Source organism: Nocardia sp. CA-120079 (genome assembly GCF_050955745.1).
Classification (GTDB): domain Bacteria; phylum Actinomycetota; class Actinomycetes; order Mycobacteriales; family Mycobacteriaceae; genus Nocardia.
Genome location: NZ_CP192088.1, coordinates 3,257,637 through 3,281,264, shown reverse-complemented (window position 1 = coordinate 3,281,264; position 23,628 = coordinate 3,257,637). Strand labels below are relative to the sequence as shown.

General features: G+C 66.0%; 22 protein-coding genes. 8 read left to right on the top strand and 14 right to left on the bottom strand.

All coding sequences use genetic code 11. The annotated features are described in order from the left end of the window. Positions 1 to 15: 15 nt before the first annotated feature. Both ACQPYR_RS14950 and ACQPYR_RS14945 read right to left on the bottom strand, forming a co-directional pair. A complete protein-coding gene (locus tag ACQPYR_RS14950; RefSeq protein WP_433632581.1) occupies positions 16 to 657 on the bottom strand; it encodes an ABC transporter ATP-binding protein in 642 nt (213 codons plus the stop codon). Positions 658 to 730: 73 nt separating this feature from the next. Next, entirely contained in the window at positions 731 to 3,451 is a 2,721-nt protein-coding gene (locus ACQPYR_RS14945; RefSeq protein ID WP_433632578.1) for an ABC transporter permease subunit, read from the bottom strand. Between the two features lie 747 nt (positions 3,452 to 4,198). Between ACQPYR_RS14945 and ACQPYR_RS14940 the strand changes: the two genes are divergently transcribed. Then, the gene (locus ACQPYR_RS14940) at positions 4,199 to 4,957 is read left to right on the top strand and encodes an SDR family NAD(P)-dependent oxidoreductase (RefSeq protein ID WP_433632575.1); all 759 of its coding nucleotides are present in this window, start codon (positions 4,199 to 4,201) and stop codon (positions 4,955 to 4,957) included. A 158-nt stretch (positions 4,958 to 5,115) separates the two neighbouring features. On the opposite strand, the gene ACQPYR_RS14935 is transcribed toward ACQPYR_RS14940, so the two are convergent. Further along, positions 5,116 to 5,652 carry a PaaI family thioesterase gene (locus ACQPYR_RS14935; RefSeq protein WP_433632573.1) on the bottom strand — a complete coding sequence of 179 codons (537 nt, stop codon included), beginning with the start codon at positions 5,650 to 5,652 and terminating at the stop codon, positions 5,116 to 5,118. Between the two features lie 228 nt (positions 5,653 to 5,880). Here ACQPYR_RS14935 and ACQPYR_RS14930 point away from each other — a divergent pair, with 228 nt between their 5' ends. Both ACQPYR_RS14930 and ACQPYR_RS14925 read left to right on the top strand, forming a co-directional pair. Continuing rightward, positions 5,881 to 7,230: an acyl-CoA dehydrogenase family protein gene (locus tag ACQPYR_RS14930; RefSeq protein ID WP_433632570.1), complete on the top strand. Its 1,350-nt coding sequence runs from the start codon at positions 5,881 to 5,883 to the stop codon at positions 7,228 to 7,230. Positions 7,231 to 7,300: 70 nt separating this feature from the next. Further along, on the top strand, positions 7,301 to 7,981 hold the full coding sequence (locus tag ACQPYR_RS14925) for a TetR family transcriptional regulator (protein ID WP_433632568.1): 681 nt from the start codon (positions 7,301 to 7,303) through the stop codon (positions 7,979 to 7,981). Between the two features lie 121 nt (positions 7,982 to 8,102). On the opposite strand, the gene ACQPYR_RS14920 is transcribed toward ACQPYR_RS14925, so the two are convergent. The 6 genes from ACQPYR_RS14920 to ACQPYR_RS14895 form a co-directional block, all read right to left on the bottom strand. Further along, positions 8,103 to 8,876 (bottom strand): SDR family oxidoreductase, encoded by a 774-nt coding sequence (locus tag ACQPYR_RS14920; RefSeq protein WP_433632565.1) that lies wholly within the window; start codon positions 8,874 to 8,876, stop codon positions 8,103 to 8,105. A 49-nt stretch (positions 8,877 to 8,925) separates the two neighbouring features. Next, positions 8,926 to 9,717, bottom strand: coding sequence for a crotonase/enoyl-CoA hydratase family protein (locus ACQPYR_RS14915; protein ID WP_433632562.1), 792 nt, complete (start codon positions 9,715 to 9,717; stop codon positions 8,926 to 8,928). 2 nt (positions 9,718 to 9,719) lie between these two features. Beyond that, positions 9,720 to 10,889: a thiolase family protein gene (locus tag ACQPYR_RS14910; protein ID WP_433632560.1), complete on the bottom strand. Its 1,170-nt coding sequence runs from the start codon at positions 10,887 to 10,889 to the stop codon at positions 9,720 to 9,722. Between the two features lie 310 nt (positions 10,890 to 11,199). After that, entirely contained in the window at positions 11,200 to 11,604 is a 405-nt protein-coding gene (locus ACQPYR_RS14905; RefSeq protein WP_433632557.1) for a hypothetical protein, read from the bottom strand. 130 nt (positions 11,605 to 11,734) lie between these two features. Continuing rightward, positions 11,735 to 12,541: an acyl-CoA thioesterase domain-containing protein gene (locus ACQPYR_RS14900; RefSeq protein WP_433632554.1), complete on the bottom strand. Its 807-nt coding sequence runs from the start codon at positions 12,539 to 12,541 to the stop codon at positions 11,735 to 11,737. 34 nt (positions 12,542 to 12,575) lie between these two features. Further along, complete coding sequence (locus tag ACQPYR_RS14895; RefSeq protein WP_433632552.1) at positions 12,576 to 13,718, bottom strand: acyl-CoA dehydrogenase family protein; 1,143 nt, start codon at positions 13,716 to 13,718, stop codon at positions 12,576 to 12,578. A gap of 69 nt (positions 13,719 to 13,787) precedes the next feature. Here ACQPYR_RS14895 and ACQPYR_RS14890 point away from each other — a divergent pair, with 69 nt between their 5' ends. Beyond that, positions 13,788 to 14,828 carry a TIGR03617 family F420-dependent LLM class oxidoreductase gene (locus ACQPYR_RS14890; RefSeq protein ID WP_433632550.1) on the top strand — a complete coding sequence of 347 codons (1,041 nt, stop codon included), beginning with the start codon at positions 13,788 to 13,790 and terminating at the stop codon, positions 14,826 to 14,828. Between the two features lie 45 nt (positions 14,829 to 14,873). Here ACQPYR_RS14890 and ACQPYR_RS14885 read toward each other — a convergent pair whose 3' ends face one another. Beyond that, a complete protein-coding gene (locus ACQPYR_RS14885; RefSeq protein WP_433632548.1) occupies positions 14,874 to 15,713 on the bottom strand; it encodes a crotonase/enoyl-CoA hydratase family protein in 840 nt (279 codons plus the stop codon). A gap of 101 nt (positions 15,714 to 15,814) precedes the next feature. On the opposite strand from ACQPYR_RS14885, the gene ACQPYR_RS14880 reads away from it, so the two are divergent. Beyond that, a complete protein-coding gene (locus ACQPYR_RS14880; protein ID WP_433632545.1) occupies positions 15,815 to 17,344 on the top strand; it encodes an acyl-CoA synthetase in 1,530 nt (509 codons plus the stop codon). A gap of 71 nt (positions 17,345 to 17,415) precedes the next feature. Here the strand turns inward: ACQPYR_RS14880 and ACQPYR_RS14875 are convergent, their stop codons facing one another. Genes ACQPYR_RS14875 through ACQPYR_RS14865 form a run of 3 tightly spaced genes read right to left on the bottom strand, consistent with a single transcriptional unit; the run spans position 17,416 to position 20,224 of the window. After that, positions 17,416 to 18,630 carry an acetyl-CoA C-acetyltransferase gene (locus ACQPYR_RS14875; RefSeq protein WP_433632542.1) on the bottom strand — a complete coding sequence of 405 codons (1,215 nt, stop codon included), beginning with the start codon at positions 18,628 to 18,630 and terminating at the stop codon, positions 17,416 to 17,418. 32 nt (positions 18,631 to 18,662) lie between these two features. Continuing rightward, a complete protein-coding gene (locus ACQPYR_RS14870; RefSeq protein ID WP_433632539.1) occupies positions 18,663 to 19,808 on the bottom strand; it encodes a thiolase family protein in 1,146 nt (381 codons plus the stop codon). Beyond that, positions 19,805 to 20,224 carry a Zn-ribbon domain-containing OB-fold protein gene (locus tag ACQPYR_RS14865; protein WP_433632537.1) on the bottom strand — a complete coding sequence of 140 codons (420 nt, stop codon included), beginning with the start codon at positions 20,222 to 20,224 and terminating at the stop codon, positions 19,805 to 19,807. The genes ACQPYR_RS14870 and ACQPYR_RS14865 overlap by 4 nt, the downstream gene beginning before the upstream one ends. A 114-nt stretch (positions 20,225 to 20,338) precedes the next feature. Between ACQPYR_RS14865 and ACQPYR_RS14860 the strand changes: the two genes are divergently transcribed. From ACQPYR_RS14860 to ACQPYR_RS14850, 3 genes are all read left to right on the top strand, one after another. Then, positions 20,339 to 20,848, top strand: coding sequence for a DoxX family protein (locus ACQPYR_RS14860; protein ID WP_433632534.1), 510 nt, complete (start codon positions 20,339 to 20,341; stop codon positions 20,846 to 20,848). Continuing rightward, positions 20,845 to 22,098, top strand: a complete 1,254-nt coding sequence (locus ACQPYR_RS14855; protein WP_433632531.1) for a CaiB/BaiF CoA transferase family protein — start codon at positions 20,845 to 20,847, stop codon at positions 22,096 to 22,098. Before ACQPYR_RS14860 ends, ACQPYR_RS14855 begins: the two co-directional genes overlap by 4 nt. A 132-nt stretch (positions 22,099 to 22,230) precedes the next feature. Beyond that, the gene (locus ACQPYR_RS14850) at positions 22,231 to 22,812 is read left to right on the top strand and encodes a helix-turn-helix domain-containing protein (protein ID WP_433632528.1); all 582 of its coding nucleotides are present in this window, start codon (positions 22,231 to 22,233) and stop codon (positions 22,810 to 22,812) included. A 60-nt stretch (positions 22,813 to 22,872) separates the two neighbouring features. Here the strand turns inward: ACQPYR_RS14850 and fabG are convergent, their stop codons facing one another. After that, complete coding sequence (gene fabG / locus ACQPYR_RS14845) at positions 22,873 to 23,601, bottom strand: 3-oxoacyl-ACP reductase FabG (protein WP_433632525.1); 729 nt, start codon at positions 23,599 to 23,601, stop codon at positions 22,873 to 22,875. Positions 23,602 to 23,628: the final 27 nt, after the last annotated feature.

Genomic DNA, 23,628 nt, shown 5'->3' with positions numbered 1-23,628 from the left:
TCGGCGGTTGTCGCGTCAGCCCCCCAGATAGACCTCGCGCAAACGCCCCGGGTCGGTTCGCAATTCTTCGGCCGAGCCGCGCAACCGAACCTGGCCGTGCACGAGGACGACAGCTTCGTCAGCTACTTCGAGTGCCAGCTGAACGTGCTGTTCGACGAGCACGACCACCGCGCCCGTACTCTCGGCTATGTGACGAACAACGGGGAGTAGCCCTTCGACGATGACCGGCGCCAGTCCCATGCTCATCTCATCGATGAGCAACACTTTCGGCCTCTGCACCATCGCTCGCGCGACCGCGAGCATCTGCTGCTCACCGCCCGACAGATCACCGGCGCGCACCTTCAGTCTCTTGTGCAGTGCAGGGAAGAGATCCAGGGTGGAACCGATCGCCTGGTCGTTGCAGGCGACCTTCAAGTTCTCTCGAACGGTGAGGTCGTTGAACAAGGCCCTGTCATCCGGAACCAGTACCAATCCATGCCGGCTCGCATGCCGCGGGTCACCGTTGGCGAGATCGGTCGTGCCTACCCGCACCGAACCGCTTCGTCGTTTGAGAAAGCCCGCGATGGTGTTGAGCAACGTCGTTTTACCCGCCCCGTTCGGCCCCAGAACCGCAAGCACTTTCGACTCGTGCAACGCGATGTCGATATCCCGGGCCACGGTGGTGGATCCGTAACCGACCGCCAGTTCGAGGCACTCGAGGACAGGCGTCGACGTCGGCTTGTGCAGTACCTCATGCATCGGCCGGCACCTCGCCTCCCAGATAGGCCGCTACGACCTTCTCGTTGTTCCTGATCTCCTCGGGCGAGCCGACGGCGATCACCTTTCCGAAATCCAGCACGTAGACCAGATCGCACGATCCGAAAATGAGATCCATATCGTGATCGACCATCAGGACAGCGATTCCGGAGTCGGCGATGCGACGCAAACGCGTTCCGAGCCACATACTTTCGTCACTGTCGAGTCCACCTGCCGGTTCGTCGAGCAACAGAACCGACGGATTTCCGGCGAGCGCTCGGGCGATGGATACAAGCTGTCGTTGTCCCTGCGACAACTCGCTGACCGATCGATCGGCCGCCGCCGACAAACCGAGCGTGCCCAGGATTCGTTCTATCGAGGACAGTTGCACCGACGCGTCCTCGAATTTGCCGGCTCGCAGAGCCACCTTGATGTTTTCGGTCACCGACATGTCGTCGTACAGCTCCAGCGCCTGGAAGGTCCGGCCCAACCCGCGCCGTACTCTCTGGTACGGCACCAGTCCGTCGACCCTGTCTCCCAGCAATCGAACGTTGCCCGTGTACTCGGAGAATCCGCACAGCGCGTCGATGAGAGTGGTCTTTCCCGCGCCATTCGGGCCGATCAGGCCGACGAGTGCGCCTTCCGGGATCTCCAGGGTCGCCGAATCCAATGCGACGACGCCTCCGTAGTGGACGCTCACACCGTCGGCCTGCAGCGCGGCCCGGGCGCCCCCCGGCACCGGCGTGCTCTCGATGTCGAGATCCTCGGCGTGAACCATGTCCGCGACGACACCTTTCGATCGGCGTCTCGCGATCCAGCTGTGGATGGGCCCGACTATCCCTTCGGGGTTGACGATCACCGTGATCACCAGAAGCACGGCGGCGATTGTCGAGTACCAGCCACCAGCTCCGACCGTCTCGTCGATGACGATGTACAACAGGCCGCTCGTGGCCGCCACGCCGGCCAGAATGCCGCCCGACAGAGACGTGACTCCCGCCAGATATACCGTGGCGAAGAATGCGACCGAGTTCATCGCGGAGAAGGGCTCGAAGATCACCGACTGCTGCTGATAGGCCAGCAGCGATCCCCCCAAACCGGCAATGAACGATCCGATCGCAAAAGCGAGCACTTTGACGAAGACGACGTTGACTCCGGCGGCAGCGGCAGATTTTTCGTTGGCGCGAACAGCAAGCATCTGGGAACCGAACCTGCTGCGTCTGAGCATCGCCGTCGCGAAACATACTGCGGTAAGCACGATTACGCATACGACTCCGAACCGGATGCGTGGATAGTCCTCGCCGGCACCGATCCCGAGGTCCCATCCGAACAGACTCGGCGCAGGCACCGCGACACCGGACGACGTCACGAAATCGGTATTGCGGAACCACACGGCCTCGACTGCGAACGCCATCGCCAGCGTCACGACAGCTACGGAAAGACCACGAATTCGTAGCGCGGGTAAGCCGATCAGTACCCCGACTGCGGCAGCGATGAGAGCGGAGACGAGGGGCGATACCGGAAAGGGCAGATGCCACGCTCGCGTCAGCGGTCCCACGAGAAATGCGGCAACTCCGGCAATTGTCAGCTGCGCCAATGAAATTTGCCCGGCATACCCTGTGACGACCACGATCGACAAAGCGATGACGGCCATGATTACGCTGGTGATCAACCCGTTCCGCAGCCGGTCGTCGAGGACCGGAAGTAGCGTTGTCGCGATTATCGCTACCGCGGCCGTACCGATCAGTGGTCTCGCCGGTCTGGGCGCGGAACCGAGAGTTTGCACGACGACCGCGCCGCGGCTGGGCAGCGGGCGAGCTCTGACTACGAGCACGACCAGTATCAAGATCAACGGCACGAGTTCGGCGAGACCGGACGTCGGCAATACCGAGAATTGTGTCGTGAGGTATTGGAACCAGGACTGGACCATGCCGATCCCCAGGCCGGCCGCAACCGCTACCAACAACAGTTCGAAGCGAGCGACTACCGCGGCAGCGAGGGCAGGCACGATGAACAACGTGTAGGAAACCCGGGCGAGAGGCGCGATGGGGGCAATCAAAATGCCGGCGAGCCCAGCGACGACCGAACTGAGCATCCAGTTGTAGACAGCTGTCCGACCGGGCGACATGCCGCTCAGATAAGCGCCTCGCTCGGATGAAGCAACCGCCCGGGTGGCGAGGCCGAATCGGCTGAACCGTAGCCAGACCACCAGTGCGACGGCCAGCAAGACGACGGTACACGCCAGATATATCCGATCGTGCGGCATTGAAAAATCCGAGGACCGCCACACGCCCGACGGATAGATCGGATCGACCACGATCGCGGAGGTCCCGAGCCGCGCCGCCAACAAGGCCGGTATGAATAGCGAGATACCCAAGGCGGCAACAGCTTTAGCGACCGCAGGCGCTCGTCGCAGCGGCCGGAAGACCAGTATGTACAAAACAGCGCCCACTATTGCCGAGACGGCCAGGGCCAACGCCATCGCGGGCCACTGCCCGAGTGGATTACCGAGCCGCACCGTGGCGGGGAATCCCGGTACCAGCACGAGGAGCTCACCTTGACGGAGAAACGCGTAGAAATAAGCCGCGAAGAGCGCAATGGCTCCGGCGGCGAAGTTGATCACTCCTGAGCTCCGATATGTGAGCACTACGGCGAGAGCCAAAGCCCCGAAAACCGCACCACTACCCAAGCCCATGAGCAGAAAGGTCAGGTGCTCCATTCCACTCCGTCCGATCGAACGTGCCGCGATGTCAACCGCGCCGAGGCAGTTCGACATCATGAATTGGTTAGTTAATTCAGCTGAATCTACGTGAGGTAGGCCACATACACAAGATGTGTCGCGGCCAATTCGAGTCGGCCGTCCGCTAGTTGCCGGCGACTATTCGCCGAACAATGTTGCGAGGCAGGGTCATTGCGAGCGAAAGCGTTGCGTGACCGGGGCGGCGACTCCGAGCGCGAGCATCGAATCCGGCGCGCCGCATGCGTTACCGCCGACTGCTACCACAGCGCTTCGGACTGCCGTTCGACACCGGCAGGACGCGAGCGAGTCAGGCGGGCGTCTCGCTCCGCACTCCCTGGCCGTCGCCCCACCAGGTATTGCACTGCGCCGCAACGCGATTCCACCAGGCTCTCGATGGCCGATCTGCACCGCCGAGGACTACACCGCTCAGTCGGCACCCTACCCCCAAGAAACAGTACTATACACTGAATTATCTGATTATATGATGCAAGCTGTCCGGGAGATGCCGTGCATGCTCCGACGCGGCGATCGAAGTCCATCTGCCGGCACGTGCGGTCCGGGTTTCCCATCGTCGTCCCGGCCACAAAACACCGCTTCGACCTCGGATGACGGGACACCTGCACGCACCAGCCGCCGGATTCCCCGGAGTCAGCCGATGGCCGCTCGCGGCCTGCGGAGCAACCACCGGCATGCGTCGGATAGCAAACGGTTCGAGAAAGGAAACACATGGGTCTGGTAGACGGAAAGATCGCGTTCGTCACGGGTGCGGGTCAGGGATTGGGCGAAGGAGTGGCCCACGCACTGGCAGCCGATGGAGCGGCCGTCGTCCTCGCGGACCGTGCGTTCGCGAAGGTCGAGAAGGTAGCGGGCGACCTCGCCGCAGCCGGGTACGAAGCTCTGGCAGTCGAATGCGACGTGAGAGACCGTCCGGCCGTCGACAGTGCGGTCGAGGCGGCCGTCGCGAAATTCGGGAAGATCGACATCCTGATCAACAACGCGATGACGCAGAATCTCGTGTCTTTCGACAAGGCGACCGCAGAAGACCTGACCGATGCCTACGAGTCCTCCGTGCTCGGCACCTTCAATTGCATGAAGGCATGCTTTCCCTATCTCCGGGTGAACGGCGGCAAGGTGGTGAATTTCGGCTCCGCGGCAGGGACCGAAGGCGTCGCGAACATGGCGACGTACGGAGCTGCGAAGGAGGCGGTTCGAGGACTTACGAAGTGTGTGGCGACGGAATGGGGAAAGTACGGAATCACAGTGAACGCCGTTGTGCCGAACGGGGCCTCACCTGCTTGGGAGAAAGTGAAAAGTGAGATGAGTGTGGAAGACCTCGAGAGGACATTCGCACTGTTTCCGATCCAGCGGATGGGTGATCCGGTCGCCGACGTCGGTCGCGTCGTCGTTTTCCTCAGCAGTCCGTACTCCGACTACATGACCGGCCGCACCCTCTTCGCGGACGGCGGACGATCGCACTTCCGGTAACAGCCGAGCACGGATCCCTCGCGGACACCGTCCCCCCGCAAAATGACCGACGCGGTCGAGCCGCTCGATCGAATCGGCTCGACCCCGGGCGGGGGGTCGCACCGTTGCCCGGACGAGTTGTCCGGTTCAGTGCGGGCGCCGGCCACCGCTACGTGCGTTCATTCCTTGCCACGCTGCGTTTCGAGCCACTGGTAATGCAGCTCGAAATGCGAGGCCGGACGTTTGATCATGGTCGCGTCAGCTTCGGCCACGATGGCGCCGGAACTTTCGAGTTCCAGCGTCGCCCGCACGAAGGCCTTGCGGTTCTCTCTTCCGACAACCCAGGCCCGTCCGATCAGCGGCCACCCGACAGGTACCGGACGCACGAACTTGACGGTCAGTGTTCCGGTGACCGCGAATTCGTCGTTCAACAACAATGTGTGCCCGACGAGTTCGTCCATCACACTCGCGGTCCAACCGCCGTGTGCCACCTCCGGCCCGCCCTCGTTTTCACGCAAGCACACCACGTGGCTGACCACGACACCGTCATCGCCGAGTCGCTCACGTTCGATCCCGAACCGGCAGCGATTCAGCGCACGACACCCGAAGCAGAGGCGCACCCCGTCAGGCGACTCAGGCGCGTCCACCGGTGACCGGTCACGGGAATCCACCGTCGTGGTGGATTGTCCCGATTCCCTTGTTCCGCTCTCGTTCACACGAACCCCTTCATGAAAAAGACTTCCGCACCTGATCGCCGAATGCGCCGAGGTGAGCTGAACCGGATCGGCGGGGACAGGTAGTCCACCGGGCCACAGATGGCAGCCCCGCCCGGTGGTCGACCGGCGGCGCCGGTGCGACCGCCGCGGTCCGCCTACATACTTTACACTGTAACGAAAAGAAGTCATCCTATGCGGTGAACCTCGAACGACAGCCTTGGAGGCGCGATGGAACCCACAACCGGCAGCAGGGTCCTCACCCGCGAACAGCGCGACGACTACCTCGCCACGTTGAACGCCGAAACCCTGTCCGCACTGATGCGATCCACCTGGACCTGGGACGATCGCGCACTCCGGCGTCGGCTCAGCGAACTGCTCACAGGACTGACCGCCGTTCGCGAACTGCGAACCGGCGCAGTCGAGTGCTCCGCGCCGGCCCTTGCAGCGGTGGAGGCCCGTGTTCTCGCGTCCACCGGTGAATTCGTCGCCGAAGTTCTGGGCCCGCACCTGCTCGCAGCGACGGGCAACACGTTCCGTGCGCGCCTGCTACCCCTCGTCGAGGCCACCGGCGAACTCACCGCCGAGGCCTCGCGCGCAATAGACGAACTGGCGGTGGACGTCACCGGGCACGTGATCGAGCGCAATGAAGCGCTCTCCGCGATTCTTCCCGAGGACGAATGGGAAGCCGCCGCCTTCGGGCCACGTGCCACCGGTCTCGCGCAGGTGGCCTACTCGGCCGGATACACGGTCAGCGAAACCGACTACTTCCCGGCCGCCGGGCTCGCCGCACAGGCCTTCGCCATCGCCGGCTCGCCGACCGACGACAGCGTGGACGTGCGCCGCGCGACGCTCGCCGCGGCAGAGAAGACCGGCTCCTGGGATCCCGCACTGGTCCGAACCCGCGCCACGGCGAGCACTGACGGCTGGCAACTCACCGGCGAGAAGTGGTTCGTCCCGGGCGCGGAATCGGCGCGGACGATCTTCGTGGTCGCACGCAATATCGGTGGCCCGTCGTTGTACCTGGTCGACCGGAATGCACCGGGTATCACCATCGAATCCATGGACTCGCTCGATGACGCGCGTCCCCTCGCACGGGTCGGCTTCGAGAACACCCCGGCGATCTTGATCGGCCGCGAGGGCGTCGGAGGCCGGATCATGAACCGCACCGTCGACCGGGCGACCACGGTGCTCGCCGGGGAGCAGATGGGGCTCGTCGATCGAGCGCTGAAGTGCTTGTCCGAGGTTCTGCCCTCCTCCGACGACAGCGACTCGTGGCGAGGCTATACCAAGAAGCTGGCGGAACTCGAGTTGCTGCGGGCCGGCGCGACCGCGCTGTGGTATCGCGCGGTGCGGCTCCAAGGCGAAGACGATCTCGACGCAGGGGCGGTGGCCGCGGCGATGGCGCACATCGGGTGCTCGAACGCGGCTCGACAGGTCGCGCTGCGGCTGACCGCGGTGACCGGCGATCTCGATACCGCGGCCGTCGAAGCCATCGCGACACGCGCCCGCGGCACCGACCTGTTGCTGGGCGGTCCGGCACTGGCACATGAACGGTTGCTCGAGCGCCTCGGGATCTGATCATCGTGAACGATGGGAGGCCGCGGTGACGCTCACCGGACCCGACCGGTCCGGTGAGTACACTGCCCCTGTGGGATCCAGCGATCAGTCGGCAGCCGTCGACCGATCCGTGACGGCATCCCGGCGGGCCAGGGGGCGCCCGCCGACGCTGACCGAAGACCAGATCGTCGATGCGGCGTTGCAGATCATCCGGACCGACGGTCTCGACGCACTGTCGATGCGGCGGCTATCGCAGCAACTCGGACGTTCCCAGATGGCTGCCTACTCCTACGTCACGGACAAGCAGGCGTTGCTCGACCTTGTCGCGAGACGCACCCTCGCCGACGTCGAGGTCCCCGGCGAAGCCGATGGGCCGTGGGATGTCCAGCTTCGGGTGCTCATCGACCGTATCGACGCTCAACTCCGTCGCAACCCCGGAATCGCCGGGTTGCTGCTGCAACGAATGCTGCACTCCGACCGCCGCCTGGTGGATGCGATCATGGCGATCACCGTCGATGCCGGGCTCGAAGACAAGCAGGTACTGCTGGCCTACTCGACGATCCACACCTATCTGTTCGGCCGCTACCAGGTGGCGTTGGCCGACGTGCCGCGAGACGAGATCGAACTGCCCCCCACCCTGGCACAGGTCGTTCCGCACCTCGGCGAACTTCACGGGGCCGACTACTACAACTTCGGCATCGACATCCTGATCGACGGTCTGCGTGCGCGGGTCGCGGCGAACCGTCGCGACGCGAGCCTCGGCGGCGCCTGACCGCGGTGGCCTGACACCAAGGCTCTGTCCACTCGACCGGTACCGGAAAATGACGAGGCCCGCCACGGGTGTACCCCATAGCGGGCCTCGTCGCTGCCGAGAGTTGTCTATGACCGAGTGATCAGCGGGGGCCGAACCGCTGGGCGCCGTCGAGGCGGACCACTTCTCCGTTGATGTAGCCGTTGGTCAGCAGATGCTCGACCAGGGCCGCGAATTCGTCCGGCGAACCGAGGCGCTTCGGGAACGGAATATTGTTGGTGAACTTCGCCAGCGCCTCGTCACCCACCGATTCCATCATCGCGGTATGCATCGTGCCGGGCGCGACCGTGTTGACCCGGATACCGACCGTGCTGAGGTCACGCGCCGCGGCCAGGGTGAGTCCGACAACACCCGCCTTCGCCGCGGCATAGGCGGATTGGCCGATCTGTCCCTCGTAGGCCGCGATCGACGCGGTAGCGACTACCGAGCCGCGCTCGCCCGTGGCACTGGGCTCGGCGTCAGCCATCCGGGCCGCGGCGAGCCGCAAGACGTTATAAGTCCCGACCAGATAGAGATCGAGCGTCTTGCTGAAGCCTTCCAGACTCGCCGGGGTACCGTCCCGCTTGACCACCCGCTCGGCAACCCCCCAGCCACCGTGCGCGATCACGACATGACGCAGCGTGCCCAGTTCCGCCGCCGCGTCGAGCGCCGCCAGCACCGATTCCTCGGAAGTCACATCGGTTCGCGCGTAGTGGGCGCCGGAACCCAGGTCCTCGACCAGCCGACCGGCGCGATCGTCGGCCAGATCGGCCACGACCACCGCGATTCCCGCCTTGTGCAGGCGGCGGACCACGGCTTCGCCCAGCCCGCCCGCACCACCGGTTACCAGTGCCACTTCGGTCGCCGAAGTGCTCATATCTTCTCCATTCGGTTTGTCTGCTGTGGGGGTGCGAACCGGGTGCGGTTCACTCTCCCGTCCACACCGGTTCGCGTTTCTGCGCGAAGGCTTCGGCGCCTTCACGGGCGTCCCGGGACGCGAAGACCGGCTCCAGCAACGTGCGCTGCCGGTCGAATGCCTCGGCCTCGGTCCAGTCGGCCGACTCGACGAGAATTCGCTTCGTCGCGGCAACGGCCAGTGGACCGTTACGGCAGATGCGCGCCGCGAGGTCGAGTGCGCCGTCGAGCGCGGCACCGGGCTCCACCAAGCGATTGACCAGTCCGTACCGGTGGCCGAGCTCGGCGGAGAAGGTCTCTCCGGTCAGCGACAACTCCATCGCGATCTGGTAGGGAATACGCCGCGGTAGCCGCAGCAATCCGCCGCCACCCGCGACCAGGCCGCGCTTGACCTCGGGCAGACCGAAGGCCGCAGTACGCGACGCGACGATAAGGTCGGTCGCCAGTGCCAGTTCGGTGCCCCCGGCCAGCGCGAATCCCTCGACCGCGGCGATAACGGGCTTATTCGGCGGCGCCTCGGTGAAACCGAGTCCTCGACCTTCGACGGCGATATTCTCACCAGCAAGGAACGCCTTGAGATCCATACCGGCGCAGAAATTCTCGCCGACGCCGGTCAGCACGCCCACCGAGAGATCGGGGCTCGTGTCGAGCAGTTCCATCGCGTCGGCCAGACCGTGGCTGACCTCGGCGTTGATGGCATTGCGGGCTGCGGGCCGGTTGATTGTGATGACCAGGACACGCTCGCGCTGCTCGACGAGGAGAGCCGCCGTCCGGGACGGCGCGGATACGTCGGAAGCTCCCATGGTCAGATCCGCTCGTAGATCGTCGCGTTGGCGGTACCGCCACCTTCACACATGGTCTGCAATCCGTATCGCCCGCCGGTCCGGATCAGGTGGTGGACGAGTGTGGTCGCCAGGCGAGCACCCGAGCACCCGAGCGGATGTCCCAAGGCGATCGCGCCGCCCAGCGGGTTGAGTTTCGCCTCGTCGGCGCCGGTCTCGATCTGCCAGGCCAGCGGGACAGGCGCGAAGGCCTCGTTGACCTCGAAGGCATCGATATCGCTGATGCTCAGCCCGGACTTACGCAGGGCCAGCGCGGTAGCTGGGATAGGACCGGTGAGCATCTTGACCGGATCATCGCCGGTGACCACCGCGGTGTGGATGCGGGCGAGCGGGGTCAGTCCGAGACGCGCGGCGTTCTCCGAGGTCGTGACCAGCACGCCGGCCGCCCCGTCGGAGATCTGGGAGGCATTTCCGGCGCTGATGACCCCGCCCTCCTTGAAAGGCGTTTTCAGAGTGGCGAGTTTGTCGACGGTGGACCCTCGACGGATCCCCTCGTCGGCTTTCACGGTGCCGGACCCGGTATCGACCGCGATGATCTCGGTCTCGAAATAGCCGGCGTCCTGTGCGGCGGCAGCCCGCTCGTGCGAGCGAACGGAGTACTCGTCCAGCCGCGTGCGCGACAGTTTCCATTGATCGGCGATCACCTCGGCGCCGTAGCCCTGGTTGAACGCACCACCAAAGCCGGGGGCGGTCAATCGGTCGGCATAGCGAGTGACCGCGGGTCCACCCATCTCGCCGGTCCCCGGCACATTGGAGGCACCCATCGGTATGGCCGACATCATCTCGACGCCGCCGGCTACCACGACGTCCGCCTGGCCGGAGATGACGGCCGCGGCGGCGGTGGAGATGGCCTGCTGCGACGAGCCGCACTGCCGGTCGATGGTGAAGCCGGGGACTGATTCGGGCCAACCGGCGGCGAGCACCGCCATTCGGCCGATATTGCCGGACTGCTGGCCGACACTCATCACGTTGCCCCAGTGCACGTCGTCGACCACGGCGGGGTCGATACCGGTTCGCTCGGCGATCGATTTCAGTATCAGCGCAGACAACTCGACGGCGTGCACATCGGCAAGGCCACCCCTCCGCTTGCCGATCGGTGTGCGCAGAGCCTCGACGATTACCGCGTCACGCATCTGGAAGTCCTCTCTGTACGATCATCGCCCGGATCCCGGCCAAGGCATCACAGGTTAGAAGTTATTAACTAAATGATTACACTCTACGGTGCGCGCATGGCAAGCACTCGTCGGCATGAGCTCGACCGCGTCGCCTCTCGCAGCCCGAGCCTCGCCCGTGTCGCGTGAGCCGCATCGGACTCCAGCTCAGGCGACAGGAAATGGAGCACGGCAGAGGAGTCCCTCACGCGCGCGTCTTCCTCGGCGCGATCCTTCGAGCGAAGCCCTCGATTCCCAGAATCGAGTGCGGATGCGGGCCGAATTCAGGTGTCTACGCTCGACGGCGCAGCTCTTCGGCGGCGACCTCGCCGGTCCACCGGATCGCCCGGGGAGCGGTGATCGCCTCGCGTTCAGCCGAGCCGTCCCGACTGTGCACCAACCGAAGCGCGCCGGGGCGTGGGGCGGTGAGTGGGCACCGATCGACATCGAGCGCCGCTCGAACCAGGGCGTGCGGCTCCGCCGGCATCAGCACTTCCGCACCGGGCAGCGCGCCCAACTCCAGCAGGGCTCGCCGGGCGTCATCCACGGATACTTCGAGCCACTCCGCCAATTCGTCCGAGCTGATCTCCAGGACCGGAAGGTCCCAATCGAGCATCAGGTTCACGATCGCGATCACCGGTGCCGGGTAGTCCTCGGCGGTACAGCAGGACGATTCCTGGGCAGAGACGTGGTTCATCAACATTGATTCCTCTCGCAGACCATGATCCCGGTCACATTCCACCGTGCCCGACGGAACGCCGGCGCGACCCCGTGAAAACACCTGGATCGACTACCCGGTCGAGCGAAGAGGCTGTCCGCCGCCAAAATCAGCCCGCCGCGGGGACTGCCGACACCGCCCCGGTCCCCATCGCGACCGCTACGACCACTCCGTCCGGCCGCAGAACCTCGGTGCGCAGCGTCGACAACCGCCGGCCCTTGCGGACGTATGCGGACCGGAAGCGCAGAAAGTCTTCCCCGGGCGCGGGTCGCAGGTAGGAGATGTTCAATCCCAGTGGCCGCAGCGTGGCGCCGGCCGCACTGTGGCAGCGTTCTTGCGCGAGCCGGGTGAGCGCCATGAGAACACCACCGTGCACTACGCCCCGAGAGTTGAGCATGCCCGCGACGACGTCCACCCGCGCCGAGCCGTCGCCCTCAGGACGGACCCTGAGAATCTCCGGGTCCATCGGGGGAATCGGGTCGTCGCCGCCGTCACCGCGCGGGGACTTACCGTCGGCGTCGCCGACCATCACCCCCACCGCCTGAGCGATCAGAGTTCCCCGGTCGTCCCGCAATTCGGCACGCCCCGTGCCGAATTCGCGGGTCACGCCCAGCGCGACGGCGCTGACGTCGAGGTAACGCGCACCCGGCGCGACCGGGGCCAGTTGATCCACCCGCAGCTCTACCGTTACGCCGGAAGGCGAGCCCGCCGGATGAGCGAACACCGCGGTCGCCACCGCGCAATCGGCCGCCACGCCCAGCAGCGCCGGTGACAGCCGACCGGTACGGAGCGAACCCGGCGGCAACGGCGCATGCAGCGCCGTCCGGCCGGGACCGACCCGCATCGCCGTGAGCCCGACACCGGCCTCGACCGCGCTCAGCGCCAGAGAATCGCCCGTCGTGGTTCCTGCGATCATGAGCGGCACCACGTGGCCGTCGCGCCCGCGACCACTACAGGCCCATCGAGCGGCCGATGAGGTCCTTCATGATCTCGTTGGTTCCGCCGTACACACGCTGGACACGTGCGTCCCGCCACAGCCGTGCGATCTCGTACTCGTTCATGTACCCGTAGCCGCCGTGCAGCTGCAGGCACCGGTCCAGGATCTCCCATTGGGTTTCGGTGGTCCACCACTTCGCGCCCGCCGCTTCCTGCGCGGTCAGCTCACCGGCATTCAGCGCGGCGATGCACTGGTCGAGATATGTCCACATGACCTCGAGCTTGGTCTGCATCTCGGCCAGCGCATGACGGTTGACCTGGAAGGTGCCGATCGGCTGACCGAATGCCTTGCGTTCACGCGCGTAGGGCAGGGTCAGGTTGTAGGCGCGCTGCGCGCCGGCCACCGCGTGGACGGCGATCCCGAGCCGCTCCTTCGGCAGGTTGCGCATCAGGTGGTAAAAACCCTTGTTCTCCTCGCCGATGAGGTTCTCCACCGGCACTCGGACGTCCTCGAAGTGCAGTTCGGCGGTGTCGGCGGAATGCTGGCCGATCTTGTCCAGCTTGCGGCCTTTGGTGAAGCCCGGGGTACCCGCCTCCACGACGATCAGGCTCACGCCCTTGTGTCCGGCCTCGGGATCGGTCTTGCACGCCACAACCACCAGGTCGCACAGCAGACCGTTGGAGATGAACGTCTTCGAGCCGTTGATGACGTAATGATCACCGTCGCGCCGAGCCGTGGTGCGGATGCCGCGAAGGTCCGAACCCGCGCCGGGTTCGGACATCGCGATGGCGGTGATGAGCTCACCCGAGACCATGCCCGGAAGCCAGCGCTGCCTCTGTTCCTCGGTGGTCAGCTCGAGGAAGTAGGGCATCAGGATGTCGTTCTGGACGCCGAAGCCCACGCCGACCGAGCCCGTGAGCCAGTACTCCTCGTTGAGCACCGCATTGAACCGGAAGTCCTTGATTCCGGCACCGCCGTATTCTTCGGGTGCCTCCCAGCAGAGCAGACCCAGTTCCCCTGCCCGTAGCCATACCTCACGACTCGTGTGGCCGGCTTTCTCCCATTCATCGACGTAGGGCACGCATTCCTTCTCATAGAAGGTGCGTGCCGTCTGGCGAAACTGCTCGTGCTCGGGCTCGAGAATCGTGCGTCGCATGATCTGACCGCCATCCTTTCCATTCAGTTAACTCATTATACTATCCGATGCAAGGATGAGGGAGAGCCCATGTATGTCGACGTAAAACTGGCAAAGCCCGCACCGGGAACGGACAGCCTGGACGCGCTGGCGGAGGAAGGCCGCCGGGCAGAGCACGAAGGATACGGCGCGCTGTGGAGCGCGGAGTCTTCCGGCGACCCGTTCCTGCCGCTGGTCCCCGTGGCGCAGCGCACCGAACACCTGAAGCTCGGCACAGCGGTGGCGGTAGCGTTTGCCCGCAATCCGATGTCGCTGGCCTACACCGCACATCATCTGCAACTGCTCAGCGGCGGCAGACTGCTGCTCGGACTCGGCACTCAGATCAAACCGCACATCGAACGGCGATTCGGAATGCCGTGGAGCAACCCCGCCCGGCGCATGCAGGAATTCGTCGATGCCCTGCGGGCGATCTGGACCTGCTGGCAGACCGGTGGACCGCTGGACTTCCACGGTGAGTTCTATACCCACACACTCATGACCCCGTTCTTCGCGCCCGAACCGAGCCGTTGGGGCCCACCGAAGATCTATCTCGCGGCCGTGGGCGACCGGATGACCGAGGTAGCGGGCGCAGTGTGCGACGGTCTGCTACCGCACCCGTTCACGACCGAGCGGTTCCTGCGCGAACGGACTGTGCCGATGCTGCGGAAAGGACGGCAGAACGCCGGGCGAGACCTGCACGACTTCTCCATCAGCCTGTCCGGCTTGGTGGTAACGGGCGCGACCGAGGAGGACATGGCTCGTGCCGCCGCAGCGGTGCGCGGCCAGATCGCGTTCTATGGCAGTACACCCACGTACCAGCCCGTGCTCGCCCTGCACGGATGGGAAGAGCTGGGCCGTGAACTGACGAAGCTGTCCAAGGACGAGGACGACGATCGCTGGCGGCGCATGGGCGAACTCATCGACGACGAGGTGCTCGACACTTTCGCCGTGGTGGCCGAGCCCGACCGGCTCGGCGCGGCCGTGCGTACCCGATTCGGCGACCTCGTGGAACGCTTCAGCTTCTACGCCCCTTATGACCACGACCCGGCGATCTGGCTGCCCGCGGTCGCGGAACTGAACGCGCACGCCTGACGGGGCGACAGCACGCGGAGATTCGCGCCCGCTCGCCCCCGGTGATCAGCCTCGCGCGGCACCTGCCCCGGTCACGAACACGGGATCACGCTTCTCGAGCGCCGCCGCGGCCGCCTCACGCTGATTCGGCGCACCGGTGACCGTGCGCAGCGCGGCTCGTTCGGCGGCCAGCCCCTCGGCGAACGAGGGCGCCGCCAAAATCGTGGTCAGCGCGCGGACCGCGTCCGGGTTTCGACCGGCCACAGTGCGCGCCAACTCCATTGCGGCAGTGAGCGGTTCGGCGACCGACCTGGTAGCCAGACCGATTCGCTCGGCTTCCGCACCGTCGACCCGCCGGGCGGTCAGGATCATCTCGGCGGCGACATCCGATCCCACGAGCCGGGGCAGCAGCTGGGTGCCACCCATATCGGGCGCGACTCCCCAGTTCATCTCCAGCAGCCCGAGCGTGGCAGTGGGAGCCACGAACCGGATGTGCGCGGCGAGCGCGAGCTGCAGGCCACCGCCGAGCGCCGGGCCGTGCACCGCCGCGATCACCGGGACCGGGAGGTTACGGAAGCCGAGCACCGCACGCTGCCCGCGGGTCAGCTCCGGGTCGCCGTCACCGGCGAGCTCCGCGGCCTGGACATCGGAATCCGCCGGGCGGAACGCACGCCCCTCGGCCATAGCACGGAAGGCATCCAGATCCAGGCCGGCGCAGAAGCCACGACCGTGACCCGAGAGCACAACGACCCGCAGATCCGGCTCGGCGCGCAGCTCGGCGGCCGTACGGATCAGCGCGGTGAACATCTCGTCGTCGAGAGCGTTCAGCTTCTCCGGACGATTGAGCCGCACATCCGCTATCCCATCGGTGATCGTCCACTCGACCCGTGCCGCAGGTTCACTCATCGTTCCTCCTCCATCGGCTGGATGCGGGATTGTCACGCATCCACCGGTCACTACAAATTAATAGTTATATCATTTAGTTCACAGACACATGAGGAGGAACCATGCCCGGAACTCCCTTCGGCAGCGCCGACCCCGCACAGCCCGCGGTCGTCGTCGAACCGTCCGGCCAGGTCGTCACATACGGCGAGCTGGAGGCTCGGTCGAACCAGGCCGCACATCTGTTCCGCGACCGTGGTCTGACAGCGGGGAGTTGTGTGGCAATCCTGGCGGACAACCGGGCGGAGTACTTCGAGCTGGTTTGGGGTGCACAACGGGCCGGCCTGTACTACGTCGGAATCAATACTCATCTCACCGACGACGAGGCCGCCTACATCCTGCGCGACAGCGGCGCCCAACTGGTGGTCGCGTCCGACGCGCTGGCTCCCCTCGCGGATGCATTGCTGGACGACCCCGCACTCGCGCCCTGCGGGCGCCTGATGATCGGTACCCCGCACGACGGGTGGGAAAGCTACGAACAACAGCGCGCATCCCGGCCGCACACCCCGATTCCCGACGAGTCCGAGGGAGATTTCCTGCTGTACTCGTCGGGCACCACGGGTCGTCCGAAAGGTATCCGGCGGCCGCTGTCCGGCCTGCCCCTGGGCAGCCACCCCGACGTGCCGGGACGGTGGCTGCGCGAGCTGCTCGATTTCGCGCCGGGCGATGTCTACCTCTCCCCCGCCCCGCTCTATCACGCCGCGCCGCTCGCCTGGACCATGAGCGTCCACCGCAGTGGCGGCACCGTGGTGGTCCTCGAGCGCTTCGACGCCGAACGTGCCCTCGCCGCGATCGCCGCCCACCGCGTCACCCACAGTCAGTGGGTTCCCACCATGTTCGTGCGGATGCTGAAGTTGCCCGCCGAGGTGCGCGCTCGACACGACCTGTCCAGCCTGCGCCATGCCGTCCATGCCGCGGCCCCGTGTCCGGTCGAGGTGAAACGAGCGATGATCGACTGGTGGGGGCCGATCTTCTTCGAGTTCTACTCCAGCACCGAGGGGGTGGGCGCCACCACGATCACCTCCCGGGAATGGCTGCGCAAGCCCGGATCGGTCGGCAAGCCGATACTCGGGCGGCCGTATATCACCGACGACGAAGGCAACGAACTGCCCGCCGGAGAAGTCGGCACGGTCTGGTTCGCCGACAGCGGCGAGTTCTCCTATCACGGCGATCCGGGGAAGACCGCGGCCGCCCGCGACGCCCGCGGCGGAGCATCCGTCGGCGATACCGGGTTCCTGGACGAAGACGGGTACCTCTTCCTCACCGACCGCCGGACCCACCTCATCATCTCGGGCGGGGTCAATATCTATCCCCGCGAGATCGAGGACGTCCTGCTGATGCACCCCTCGGTCGCCGACGTCGGGGTCGTCGGGCTGCCCGACCCGGAGATGGGCGAACGCGTCACCGCGGCCGTGCAACTGGAACACCCCGAGGCGGCCGGGCCGGAGCTCGCCGCCGAACTGATCTCCTTCGCCCGGGCGAAATTGGCGGGTTTCAAGGTCCCCCGCGATATCCGGTTCCCCGCGGATCTGCCACGCACACCGACCGGTAAATTGCGCAAGCACGAGCTCAAACAGCAACTGATGAATTCGTGATCGACGCCGAACGTCGGCGACGGTGAAGCCACCGCCGCCGACGTTCGGGCAATCCTCTTCCGAGGAACCGTTCAGGCCACCTTCTCGAACACCGCGGCAAGGCCCTGCCCGCCGCCGATGCACATCGTCTCCACGCCGTAGCGGGCGTCGCGGCGAACCATCTCTCGCGCCAGTGTGGCGAGAATCCGGCCACCCGTGGCACCGACGGGGTGCCCGAGCGAGATTCCGGACCCGTTCACATTGAGGCGATCGAAATCAGCTGGGGTGAAACCCCATTCGCGAGTGCAGGCCAGCGCTTGCGCCGCGAAGGCCTCGTTGAGCTCGATCAGATCGACCTTCTCGAGCCCGAGTTCGGCCGCCGCGAGCGCACGTTGCACAGAGGGAACCGGGCCGATGCCCATCGTCGCGGGCGCCACCCCGGCCACCCCCCAGGACACCAGGCGCACCAGCGGACGGAGGCCCAGTTCCGCCGCCTTGGCGGGATGGGTGACGACGCAGACGGCCGCGCCGTCATTCTGCCCTGAGGAATTACCCGCGGTGACCGTCGCCTCGGCGTCGCTCGCGGCGAGTACGGGCCGCAGCCGCGCCAGCTGCTCGACCGAGGAATCGGGGCGGATGTGCTCATCGCGGTCGACGACGACGTCGCCTTTGCGGCCCCGGACCGTGACCGGCACGATCTCGTCCGCGAACTTGCCCGCAGTCTGCGCCTGCGCGGCGTTGTGATGACTGCGCACGGAGAACTCGTCTTGCTCCTGCCTCGAAATACCGTACTGCCGCCGCAAATTCTCGGCAGTCTCGAGCATCCCGCCCGGAACCGGGAAATTCACCCCGCCGGCGGTCACCCGCCCCCGCGCGAGCGAATCATTGAGCAGCACACCGGGACCCGACTTGGCGCCCCAGCGCATCGACGTCGAGTAGAACGGCGCCGAGCTCATGGATTCAGCGCCGCCGGCCAGCACGACCTCGCTGGCACCGGAAGCAACCTGACCGGCCGCGTACAACACCGCCTGCAACCCCGAGCCGCACCGGCGGTCGATCTGTAAACCGGTGACGCTCACCGGGAGACCCGCATCGAGCGCTGCCACCCGCCCGATCGCGGGAGCCTCCATCGACGGATAGCAGTTGCCGAGCAGCACGTCGTCGACGGCTTCCGGCGGTATTTCGGTCCGATCGATGATCGCCCGGATCACCGTCGCCGCCAGTTCGTGGGCGGGCACATCCTTCAACGCACCGCCGAACCCGCCGACCGGGGTTCGCAGCGGCTCGCAGATTACGGCGTCACGCACCGTCGATCCTCGATTCTTGTCGGTTTTGTCGGTTACCGGGAGAAAATGGACACGGCGGACGCTCCCGGAGACCCGTACAGGTGGGTATAGCCGGTCTTCGGGTCGCCGGGGACCTGCCGATCGCCCGCCCGGCCCTGCAGTTGCAGCACGATCTCGTAGACCTGCCGCAATCCGGACGCGCCGATCGGCTCGCCGTTGGCGATGAGCCCGCCGTCGGTGTTCACCGGAAGTCGGCCGGTGATCTCGGTGGCGCCGTCTGCGATCCACTGCTCCTGTTCGCCGTCCTTGCAGAACCCGTTCTCCGCCATGTGGATCAGTTCCGATCCCGCATCGGTGTCCTGCAACTGCGCGACCCGGATCTCGTCCGGCCCCAGGCCCGCCTGCTCGAAGGCGGCCTTGGACGCGTCGACCGTCGGACTCGGCGCGCCGTCCAACGGCATCGACGGGCTGTTCACGTCGAATGCGCCCGAGCGCCGGCTACGCAGCACCGACGAGCGGAGATACACCGGCGTGGAGGTGAACTTCGAGGCCAGGTCCGCCCGGCACAACACAACAGCCGCCGCGCCCTCGTCGGGGCTGCAGTACATGTACTGCGTGAGCGGATGGTTGACCACGGGTGCGGCCAGGATCTGCTCGGGCGACAACGGCTTGCGGCGCCACGCGTGCGGCGTGATCGAGCCGTTGCGCAGATTCTTCGCCGCGATCCGGGCGAGCGCCTCGGTGGAGACTCCGTGGTCGTGGAGGTACCGGGTGGCCTTGGTTCCGAAGAAATGCGTGGTCAGGAACATTCCGGTCTGGCCGTACCACGACGGCAGCCCGAGCACCGAGGGGTCCGCGGCGAACGCGCCGCGGGGATGCTTGTCCATTCCGATCGCCATCGCCACGTCGGCCTCACCGTGCCGGATCGCCTCCGCGGCCATCTGCAGCGACGTACCTCCCGTCGCGCAGCCGTTGAACACACCGCGCACCGGGATCCCGGTCAACCCCAGCCAGCCCACGATCGCATCCGGGTTGGACACCTCGTGGCTTCCGACGTAGGCCGTCTGGACCTGCGACCACTGCGCGTTGGCATCGGCCAGGGCCGCACGCGCGGCCTCCGCGCCCATCAGCAAGGCCTGTTTGTCGCCGTGCCTGCCGAACGGGTGCAGTCCTACACCCACTACCGCGACGTCGGTCATTCGGTTTCACCTCCAGTGGTATCGGCGGGAGCAAAAGCGTAGGTGAGCACTTCGGTGCCGTCGGCGCGAACCGTGTACGGCACGACCACCATCTCCATCGGCTGGCCGATCCGAAGTTTCGCCGGGTCCGACTCAGTGAGCCTGGCCTGCACCAACAGCTCCCCGGGGAGCTCGATGTAGCCGAGGGCGTACGGAACGAACGTCTCCGGGGTGTCGTTGCCGTCGTAGGGCGGTGACGGGGGACGGAACTGCTGTGTCGTGAAGCTCCACAACGTCCCGCGATTGCCCAGCAGACGTTCCGGCGCACCGGGCTCCGCGGGGAAGGACAGGACGCCATCTCGTTCCGAGGCGATCAACCGTGGGTCGTCGGAGGGCCAGGTAAAGACCCCCTCGGCGACTGGTACTTGCGTGGTCATACAGGTTATCGTAACAATTGTTTAGCTATTTATCCACCCGTTTCGTGCCCTACACCCGTAACCAATCGCCGCTATATGGTGCAATGTGATACCTACTACCGGAAGGCATAACCAATGACCGCACTCGATGCAGGCGCACTGCTGTTGCGGGTGATCGCAGGACTCACCATGGCCGCCCACGGCTATCAGAAGTTCTACTCGGGTGGACGGATCCCCGGAACCGCTCGATGGTTCGACAGCATCGGGATGCGACCGGGACGGTTGCACGCCGTCACAGCGGCAGGCACCGAGATGGCGGCCGGCATTCTGTTGGCACTCGGCCTGCTCACCCCTCTGGCGGGCGCCGGATTCGTCGGACTGATGCTGGTCGCCGCCTGGACGGTGCATCGCGCACACGGGTTCTACTCGGTCAACTCCGGTTGGGAATACAACCTTGTCCTCGCGACCATCGGTGTCGCTCTGAGCACTACCGGGCCCGGCGAGTGGTCGCTCGACGGCGTGCTGGGGCTCACCGAGTCACTGTCGGGCTTGACCGGCTTCCTGATCTCGGCGGGTGGTGGCTCGATCGCGGGGGCAGCGCTGTTGGCGGCCTGCTATCGGCCCGTACCTACGGAGGCCCAGTGAAGGACCGACTGCCGATCGGCGATAGAGAAGAGCAGGCCGCGCGCCCGGGACCGCTGGCCGGGATCACTGTGGTAAGCCTCGAGCAGGCGGTTTCCGCTCCGTTGTGCACGCGCACGCTCGCCGACCTCGGTGCCCGGGTGATCAAGATCGAGAATCCGGCGGGGGGCGACTTCGCCCGCGAATACGACGATGTGGTGCGCGGAATGGCGGCACATTTCGTCTGGCTCAATCGCGGCAAGGAATCGGTCACGCTCAACCTCAAGACGCCGGAGGGGCTCGACGTCCTGCACCGGCTGCTCGCCGATGCCGACGCGTTCGTGACGAATCTGGCTCCGGGCGCCACGGCCCGGCTCGGGCTGGACGCAGAAACCCTGGAACTGACGTACCCCAGGTTGGTGACGTGCGAGATCTCCGGATACGGCAGTGGCGGACCGCTGTCGGACAAGCGCGCCTACGATCTGCTCGCACAGGCGGAGTCCGGCGCATGCTCGATCACCGGACTGCCCGGGAAGCCGGCCAAGCCCGGTCCCCCGGTAGCGGACGCCTGCACCGGGCTCTACGGCGTGATCTCGATTCTGGCCACACTCCAGGCCCGGGGCCGTACCGGACACGGCGGGAAGACCGCGGTGAGCCTGTTCGACACCATGACCGAGCTGATGGGCTACGCCTTGACCTGGAGCGCATACACCGGGGAGGACCAGGAACCGGTAGGTATGGGATCGCCGTCCGTCGCGCCGTACAGCTCCTACGCGACGAGCGATGGCCAGGTCGTCGTGCTCGGCACCACGAACGACCGCGAATGGCAGCGACTGGCCACCGAGCTTCTCGGCCGCGCCGACCTGGCAACCGATAAACGGTATCGGGACGGGCCCCGCAGGGTGGTCCACCGCGCCGAGCTGGACGAAGTGATCGGCGAGTGGTGCGCCCGTCACACGCTGGCCCACATCCGGAAAGCCGCCGACGACGCCGGGATCGGCAACGCGCGCTACAACACGACCACAGATGTCGTGGCCCACCCACATCTGGCGGCCCGGGGCAGGTGGCGGGAGGTGAGCTCACCGGTAGGCCCGGTGCGCACATTGCTGGCACCCCCGGTGCTCGACGGATACGATCCGGTCCTGGGCCCGATTCCCGCTCTCGGCGAGCACACCGACACCGTCCTTCGCGGCCTCGGCCTCGCTGAGGAAGACCTCGCTCGACTACGCGCCGCCGGCGCGATAGGTCCCGCCTTCGCTGGGGCGGCCGACTGAAGACGACGCCCCGGGGAATCTCTTTCGGCGCCCGTGTCCGCCCGGACACGGAAATGACGGTGCTTGATAAAGTTGCTTGCGCTAGAAACCTTCATTTCGAGAACTTCTGTCAAGGTAAAGTGGGGCCACGACGTGAGCACGCTCAGGGAACGCAACCGTATCCGGGCGCGCAACGACATCACCGCGGCGGCGCTCGTCCTGTTCGCGGAGCAGGGGTACGACGCCACCACGGTCGAGCAGATCGCCCGCGCCGCGCGCCTGTCCAGCGCGACGGTCTTCCGCCATTTTCCCAGCAAGGAAGACATTCTCTTCGGGGATGAAGACGACTCCGCGAAGACCATGGTCGAGTATGTGGCGACGCGCTCGGATTCCTCGGTCGATGTCGCCGCACTGGAAGAACCGATCACGAAGTTCGCGGCCGAACTTCAGGACGAACGCACCCAGACCTTGACTCGCCTGGTCATGACCACCCGATCACTCGAGGCCCGCAGCCTGCGTACGCGATTGCTCTGGGAACGCGAGATCGCCCGGCAACTCGCCACCGAAGAAGGTGCGGCGACGCCTACCCTCCGACACACCCTCGTCGCCTCGATCGCGGTCTCCTGCCTCAGTGCGGCGTTGCGCTACTGGGACAGGTCCGATCCGTCCTCGAGCCTCACCGATCTCGTCGAACTGGCATTCCAGCAGCGAACGTCCCTGGATCGGTCACGGTGATACCGCGACCCGGCGGTCCGGCCCGCCGCATGTCGATTCGGCGGGCCGGACCGGCCGCGGTCACATGTACCGGCCGCCCGTTACCTCCAGGACCGTACCGGTGAGATAACTGGACAGGTCGCTGGCGAGGAACAACGCCACAGAGGCCACCTCGCTGGGCTCCCCCGCCCGCTTCATCGGAATTTCGGCCATTTTCGAGTCCCAGGCCTGCTGTGGCATCGCCTCGGTCATGGCGGTCCGGATCAGTCCGGGCTGGATCGCGTTGACCCGCACCCCCGCAGCGGCGAGTTCCTTCGCCGCGGCCTTCGTCAGGCCGACCATGCCCGCCTTGGCAGCGCTGTAGTTGGTCTGGCCGAAGTTGCCGACCTTGCCCGAGATGGACGACATGGTGATGATCGAACCGCGGCCCTGCTCGCGCATCACCGCGCCGGCCGCCCGCGTACCCAGCCACGCGCCGTAGACGTGAACATCGAGGACCGTGCGGAAGTCCTCGGAGGTCATCTTCCGCATCGTCTTGTCCCGGGTGATCCCGGCGTTGTTGACCATGATGTCCACCGATCCGAACCGTCGTACGGTGTCGTCGATCAGGGCGGTCATTCCGTCTTCATCCGTAACATCACATCGGCGCGCCGCTCCGCCGAGGCGCTCGGCCGCACGCTCCGCGGCTTCGCCGTCGAGATCCGCGAGCATCACCTGAGCGCCGTGCTCGACGAACGTCTCCGCGATCGCCAGGCCCAGTCCCTGGGCGCCGCCGGTGACAACAGCGACGCGCCCTTTCAACAGGGTCATTGTTGTTCCTCCCTCGCATTAAGCACT